The organism is Dactylosporangium sp. NPDC005572, from assembly GCF_040605515.1.
GTDB lineage: Bacteria > Actinomycetota > Actinomycetes > Mycobacteriales > Micromonosporaceae > Dactylosporangium.
Genome location: NZ_JBEXCY010000149.1, coordinates 22300 through 29254, shown reverse-complemented (window position 1 = coordinate 29254; position 6955 = coordinate 22300). Strand labels below are relative to the sequence as shown.

The following is a 6955-nucleotide window of genomic DNA, read 5'->3' as shown; positions in this document are numbered from 1 at the left end:
AAGCGCTGGCCAACGCCGCCAAGCACGCACACGCCACCATCGTGCACGTCGACACAGCGGTCAGCGACGGCCGACTCCACATGACGGTGCGCGACAACGGCATCGGCGGCGCCGACCCAGGATGCGGCTCCGGCCTCACCGGGCTCACCGACCGGGTCGAAGCACTGGGTGGAACCATCGCGCTGGACAGCCCGGTCGGTCACGGCACCTGCCTACAAGTCGAGCTTCCCCTCGCCGTTCACTGACCGCCGGCAATCGCGGGCGGCGCTGGGCGGTTCGACGCGAGTGATCGGGCATTCCAGGCGGCCCTGCTGCACCGCCAGCCGCGCGACGTGCTGCGCCGAGTGCGACTCTGGTGCGCCCCGACACGGTGCTGCGCTGGCATCGGGACCTGCTCGCCCGCCTGTTCGACGTCACCCTCGTCGATGCGGACAAGACGGGCCGCCTCGACACTTAGGTCACCAGGGCTCGACGCCGTCCGCGCCGAAGAAGCCGCCGGTCGGCCCGTCGGGCCCGATCGTGGCGTACTGCACCACGGTCTCCGCGCCCTCGGCCGCGCTCAGCTGTCCCTGGAACCCGTTGAGATCGGTGGCGCACCAGCCGGGGTTGACCGCGTTCACGCGGATGCCGGTGAGCTCCTTGGCGCACTGCACCGTCAGCGAGTTCAGCGCGGTCTTCGACGGCACGTACGTCGCCGACGCCGGCATCGCGGCCCACTCGCCGCCGGCCGCCCGCTGCAGCGACCCGACCGAGCTCGACACGTTGACGATCACCACCGACGCCGAGCGGCGCAGCAGCGGCAGCATCGCGTTGGTGACGGTGAGCACGCCGAGGACGTTGGTCTCGAAGACGAGGCGCAGCCGGTCGAGGTCCATCGCCGACGGCTCGGCCGGTCGCCCGCCCGTGATGGCGGGGTTGTTCACCAGCACGTCCCGCCAGCCGAACTCGCGGCCGATCCACTCCGCCGCTTCGGCAGCCGACGCCGGGTCGGTCACGTCCAGGCCGACCGGGTGCACGCCGAGCCCGTCGGCCCGCAGGGCGGCCACCCCGTCCTCGAGCCGCGCTTTGTCCCGTGCGCCCGGCAGCACCGTCGCACCGAGCCGGGCCAGCTGCGCGACGATCTCCCTTCCGATGCCCTTGTTACCGCCGGTGACCAGCGCGATCCGCCGGCCATGTCGTTTGTTCTCGCTCATGACTCCAGCCCATCACCCGGCCGGACCGGCGATCCATGACGATCCTGTGGGGGATCAAAACTCCGACAACTATGGTGACCTGCTGCTTCGTGCAGGCACTATGCGGCTCGCTCGTACTCGTTGATCAGGCCATTCAGGATCGGCTTTCGGCGTATCCGGCGCTGCTCGTCGAGCTCGATGACGGCGGCTGGTTGGCGTGGCGTTGTCAGTCAGGGCTCGGTGCGGTCGGCTCTCGTTGTAGTGCCTGACGTACTCGGCTAGGACGTGGCGCAGGTGGCGTTGGCCGAATATGAGCATCCGGTCGGTGAGCTCGCTTCGTAGTGTTCTCACCCATCGCTCGGCGTAGGCGTTCGCCCGCGGGCAGCGGGGTGGCGTTGGGGTCACTTCTATGCCGGCGCCGGTAAAGACCGCGTCGAACATGCTGGTGAACTGGCCGCCGCGATCGCGGATGAGGAACCTGAACCGGTCGGTACTCTCACCGAGGTGCATCATGAAGGTGCGGGCCGCCTGAGCGGTCCAGGCCCCGTCGGGGTTGCTGGTTGTACCGAGGACGTGGACGTAGCGGGTGCCGACCTCGACCACGAAGAACACGTCCACCCGCTTTAGTACTCCAGCCCCCAAATGAAGAACGCGCGACGGCCGCTGGGCACAGCGTAGACGTTGCTGGGTGGATCGAGGAGTTCGACTCGGGGTTCGCGTGTATCGCGGGCAGGTTCGGTCGGGTCGAGCCACGCAAGCAGGCCCGTGCGTTCCTGCTCGGGTTGCTGTCCGATGTGGACTCCCGGACCTGTTTGGCTCTCGCGGAGCAGGCTGGAGACGTTTCCCCGCAACGGATGCAGCGGCTCCTGGGCGAAGCGGTGGCGGACTCGCACCGACGCGATGCAGTCGGCTTCGGTGAAGCTCAACTTCTCGCCCTTACGGCCGCGCGAGGGTCCACCGCTGATCCGGGCCGAACCCGTGCAGCACCGGGCCCCGATCCAGCTCACCCGCCAGACGGCGACCTGTGCGGCTCGTAAATTCGGTTCGGTGGCTGTGACGTGCGGGATTGTCCGTGGCTCAGCTACCAGTAGCGGGGATGATTCAGGGCGTGGCAGCCTCGCTGGTGTACCTGCTCCTACGTCAGATCCTGCAGCTGCTGACCCAGCTCGCCCGGGACGGCGGCGCGAAGGACGTCGAGCTGCTTGTGTTGCGGCATCAGGTGGCGGTGCTGCGTCGGCAGGTGCACCGCCCCGACCTGCAGCCCGCGGATCGGGTGGTGTTGGCGGCGTTGTCCCGGCTGCTGCCCCGACCACGATGGTCGGCGTTCTTCGTCACCCCGGCCACGCTGCTGCGCTGGCATCGGCAGCTGATCGCCCGGCACTGGACGTATCCGCATGCGCGTCCGGGCCGGCTACCAGTCGACCGGGAGCTCCGTGAGCTGGTGCTGCGGTTGGCCGCGGAGAACCCAACCTGGGGTCATCGCCGCGTGCAGGGTGAACTGGCGCGTCTGGGCTGCCGGATCGCGGCCAGTACGGTCTGGAAGATCCTGCATCAGGCCGGTGTCGACCCGGCACCACGCCGCACCGGACCGACCTGGCAGCAGTTCCTCACTGCCCAGGCCCACACGATGCTGGCCTGCGACTTCTTCACCGTCGACACCGTGCTGCTGAAACGGATCTACGTCCTGTTCTTCCTCGAGCTGGCCACCCGTCAGGTCCACATCGTCGGGATCACCGCGCACCCGACCGGCGCCTGGGTCACGCAACAGGCCCGGAACCTGCTGATGAGCCTCGATCAACGGGCCGATGGATTCCGGTTCCTGCTTCGCGACCGCGACACCAAGTTCACGACCGCCTTCGATACGGTCTTCACCGCCGCGGGTATCGACGTGGTTCGAACACCGCCACGGGCGCCAAGGGCGAACGCCTACGCGGAACGCTGGGTCGGCACCGTCCGACGCGAGTGCACCGACCGGATCCTCATCGCCGGTGAACGGCACCTGGCGAGCGTCCTTGACGAGTACACCGCGCACTACAACGGCCATAGGCCACACCGATCACTCGACCAGCGACCACCGAACCCGCCACCGCAGGTCGTCGACCTCACCATCGCCCGGGTCCAACGACGCCCGATCCTCGGCGGGCTGATCAACGAATACTCGCAGGTAGCATAACCGAACCCGTTTTACGAGCCCCACAGGCATCGCTACCTGATCGAGCACTCGGCAGGGTCAGGGAAGACGAACACCATCGCCTGGACCGCGCACCGGCTGGCACGGCTGCACGTGAACGACGAGAAAGTCTTCGACTCGGTGATCGTGGTCGTGGACCGCACCGTACTCGATGGGCAGCTGCAAGAGGCGATCCGGCAGATCGACGGGTCGGGGAAGATCGTGGCCACGATCAGCCCGGAGGACGTCCGCAAGGCGGGGGTGAAGTCAAAATCTGGGCTGCTGGCGACCGCGTTGAAGAACGGGGAGCTGATCATCGCGGTGACGGTGCAGACCTTCCCGTTCGCGCTCGACGAGATTCGGGCCGACGAAGGTCTGAAGGGCCGGCGGTTCGCCGTGATCGCCGACGAGGCGCACTCGTCGCAGTCCGGGCAGATCTCCTCCAAGCTCAAGGCTGTGCTGACCGCGGAGGAGGTCAAGGAGATCGAGGAGGGCGGTGAGGTCAACGTCGAGGCGATCCTGGCCGCGGAGATGACCGAGCGGGCCGAGTCGGAGAACATCTCCTACTTCGCGTTCACGGCGACGCCGAAGAATAAGACCCTGGAGCTCTTTGGCCGCAAGGGTCCTGACGGGAAGCCGGTCGAGTTCCACCTCTACTCGATGCGGCAGGCGATCGAGGAGGGCTACATCCTCGACGTGCTCAGGGGCTACCAGTCCTACGACACCGCGCTGAAGATCGCCGGCCGGGCCGAGAGCGGCGACGGCAACGAGGTGGTGGAGGAGGCCGCGGCGCGTAAGGGGCTGATGCGGTGGGTGAAGCTGCACCCGACCAACATCAGCCAGAAAGTACAGATCATCGTTGAGCATTTCCACGCCAACGTCGCCCACCTGCTCGAGGGCAAGGCGAAGGCGATGGTCGTGACCGACTCGCGCAAGGGCGCGGTGAAGTACAAGAAGGCGATCGACGCCTACATCGCCAAGCGGGCCGGCACGGACGCCTCGTACAACTACCGCACCCTGGTCGCCTTCTCCGGCTCGGTGACCATGTCCGAGAATGAGGAGTGGGCCTCGGACTGGGGGCCGCAGCCAAGCAAGGACGACGAGTTCACCGAGGCCAACCTGAACCCCGGCTCCGGCTCGGACCTGGCCGCCGCCTTCAAGGGCGCGACGTACAAGATCATGCTGGTCGCCAACAAGTTCCAGACAGGATTCGACCAGCCGCTGCTCTCGGCCATGTACGTCGACAAGAAGCTCTCAGGGGTCACCGCTGTCCAGACGCTGTCCCGGCTCAACCGCACCCACCGTACTGCGGGCGGTGAGCAGAAGCGCAAGACGTTCGTCATCGACTTCGTGAACAAGCCTGAGGACATCCGGGCTGCGTTCGAGCCGTACTTCACCAATGCCACCCTGGAGACCGAGACCGACCCGTACGTCGTCGTCCACCTCGCCACCAAGCTCGCCCAGGCCGGGATCTACACGCCAGAGCAGGTGCGCGAGGTCGCCGAACTGTGGGTCACGCGGAAGGGCAACAACGCGCTCTCGGCTGCGATCAGCCCGGCCAAGAACGACTTCGCCCGCCGCTACGCGGCGGCGATCGAGGCCGACGACAAGCTCACCCTCAACACCCTCGACCTGTTCCGCAAGGACGTCTCCACCTACGTCCGGCTCTACGACTTCATGAGCCAGATCGTCGACTACGGCGACCCGTACATGGAGATGCTGTCGATCTTCCTGCGGCTCCTGGAGAAGGTCATCGCCGACACATCCTGGGCCGCGGAGGTCGACCTTTCCGACGTGGTCCTGGTCGGGGTCAAGCACACGAAGGGGACCGCGGTCGACATCTCGCTGACCGGTGACGGCGAACTCAAGGGCATCGGCGCCGCGGGAACCGGCACCCGGAAGGAGCCGAAGTACGTCGCACTACAGATCGTCATCGACAAGATGAACGACCTCTTCGGCGCCGAGTCGTTCTCCGCGTCTCAGGTCCGTGAGTTCGTGCAGGGACTGGTGCAACGGCTGCTCACCTACTCGGACCTGGTCAACCAGGCCAAGGTGAACTCGAAGAAGCAGTTCATGGAATCGCAGGACTTCCAAGCGGCGGTCACCGAGGCGGTCGTCGACAACCAGGAGGCCCACAACACCATGGCCGACTACTTCTTCAGCGACGGCCCTGGCATCAGCGCCGTCATCATGGCACTCGCGGACGCCTTCTACGAGGCAGCGATCGATCAACAGACGGACGCGTGAGCAGGCCGGCCCCGGGAGGGGACCGCGCGGTACAGGTTGACAGCTACAACGATCGCAACACAACCACCACCATCATTGGCGAACGAGGTAGGCAGCTCGTGGTTCATGTCAGCGATGACCGCTGACCGAGTCGGTCGCCGGCATGGACACCCGCCTTCAGCGCCGAAAGCGGGTTCAAAGCCAGCCAGAGTGGTCCAGCAGAACAGCGCCACCACACAGCACGGTGTGTGCTTGTGACGCGCGGCGTCACGCCTCGATGATGGTGCCGTGACGTTCGGTTGGGACAAATGGCGCGCGCTCGTCTTGTGCTTGTCGCCTATATTGGGTCGCCGCACATGGAAGGGAGGGCAATCGTGGCTCAGATGCCCAGCCGACCCCGGTCGCACGTGATCGAGGACGCGTCGGAGACCGCGTTCCGCGTGCTGTTCGGCAGCGACGACTGGATCATCCGCCGCTTGACAGACGACTACGGGAGAGATCTGGAAGTCGAACTGTTCGAGGACGGTCACGCCACAGGCATCTTGTTCGGGGTCCAGCTGAAGGCCATCGACAAGCAGCCCCGAAAGGGCCGGATCGGCGTCGCAGGCATCAAGGCTAGCAGTCTGAACTACTGGCGATCCTTGGCCTATCCCGTCATGGTTGCGGCCTACAGTGTCCCTGCTGATCAGTTCTTTGCACGCTGGGCACACGGCTACGACTGGCACCACAAGTCGCATACGGCGGTCTGCACCGCAGAGTGCACCAACGGTCCAAAGACCGTTACTTTTAACTACGGGCAGATCCATCGGCTCACGTCTGACGCGATTGCTCGGCTCCCCGAACATCTGCTGTTTTTTCGGGCTGCCCGCGAGGGTGACCTGCGGAATAGGCCCATGCCGGTTCATATCGACGGCGAGTCGGTCGATGGTCACGCACTCGCCAGCGTCGAGCAACAGGTGCGACGCCTTGGTGAGACCACCGGTCATGTGCATGTGGTGGGACCGGACCAACTGGCGGTCCGCCTCACCTACTCAAGATCCACTATCCGTGCCGTTCTACCCGGCGACATGCGCAGCGCAACGATCCATCTTCACCCTGGTGTCTATGCCGACCCTCAAGGCCACGTGTCCCTCGCTGCCGACGGCCTCGCGACACTGTGTCAGCTATTCATAGGGCTTAAGGCCGACAGCAGGGCGGCGGATCTGATGATCACGATCGCGCCCCATTCGCTGGTGCTCTTCCTGACTGACTTCCCGAAGGTGGTAGGCCCGGAACTCGTTGAGATGGGGCGGGAGGATGTCGTCGACGTGCTTGCCGCGGAGGAGCTGCGACGCCGGCTTCTGCGGTAGCGACTCGCCGTGTCTCGGCGCCGGAACACGCCGAGCCG

Annotated in this window: 6 protein-coding genes and 1 pseudogene; 4 read left to right on the top strand and 3 right to left on the bottom strand. The window is 65.9% G+C overall.

Features of this window, described 5'->3' with window-relative positions; translation table 11 throughout:
• Positions 1-245: ATP-binding protein (locus tag ABZS66_RS43800; RefSeq protein WP_354768608.1), on the top strand; the 245-nt coding region annotated here is incomplete at its 5' end.
• A 213-nt stretch (positions 246-458) separates the two neighbouring features.
• On the opposite strand, the gene ABZS66_RS43795 is transcribed toward ABZS66_RS43800, so the two are convergent.
• The 3 genes from ABZS66_RS43795 to ABZS66_RS43785 all read right to left on the bottom strand — a co-directional run bounded on the left by ABZS66_RS43795 (position 459) and on the right by ABZS66_RS43785 (position 2098).
• Positions 459-1193: an SDR family NAD(P)-dependent oxidoreductase gene (locus ABZS66_RS43795; RefSeq protein WP_354768606.1), complete on the bottom strand. Its 735-nt coding sequence runs from the start codon at positions 1191-1193 to the stop codon at positions 459-461.
• Positions 1194-1262: 69 nt separating this feature from the next.
• A complete protein-coding gene (locus ABZS66_RS43790) occupies positions 1263-1790 on the bottom strand; it encodes an integrase core domain-containing protein (RefSeq protein ID WP_354768604.1) in 528 nt (175 codons plus the stop codon).
• Positions 1791-1795: 5 nt separating this feature from the next.
• Positions 1796-2098 carry a hypothetical protein gene (locus tag ABZS66_RS43785; RefSeq protein WP_354768602.1) on the bottom strand — a complete coding sequence of 101 codons (303 nt, stop codon included), beginning with the start codon at positions 2096-2098 and terminating at the stop codon, positions 1796-1798.
• 182 nt (positions 2099-2280) lie between these two features.
• Between ABZS66_RS43785 and ABZS66_RS43780 the strand changes: the two genes are divergently transcribed.
• The 3 genes and pseudogenes from ABZS66_RS43780 (at position 2281) to ABZS66_RS43770 (ending at position 6917) form a co-directional block, all read left to right on the top strand.
• Positions 2281-3345: an integrase core domain-containing protein gene (locus ABZS66_RS43780; RefSeq protein ID WP_354768600.1), complete on the top strand. Its 1065-nt coding sequence runs from the start codon at positions 2281-2283 to the stop codon at positions 3343-3345.
• 33 nt (positions 3346-3378) lie between these two features.
• A pseudogene (locus tag ABZS66_RS43775) lies at positions 3379-5589 on the top strand (DEAD/DEAH box helicase family protein); the annotation flags it as partial.
• A 386-nt stretch (positions 5590-5975) separates the two neighbouring features.
• Positions 5976-6917: a DUF4365 domain-containing protein gene (locus tag ABZS66_RS43770; protein ID WP_354768598.1), complete on the top strand. Its 942-nt coding sequence runs from the start codon at positions 5976-5978 to the stop codon at positions 6915-6917.
• Positions 6918-6955 lie beyond the last annotated feature (38 nt).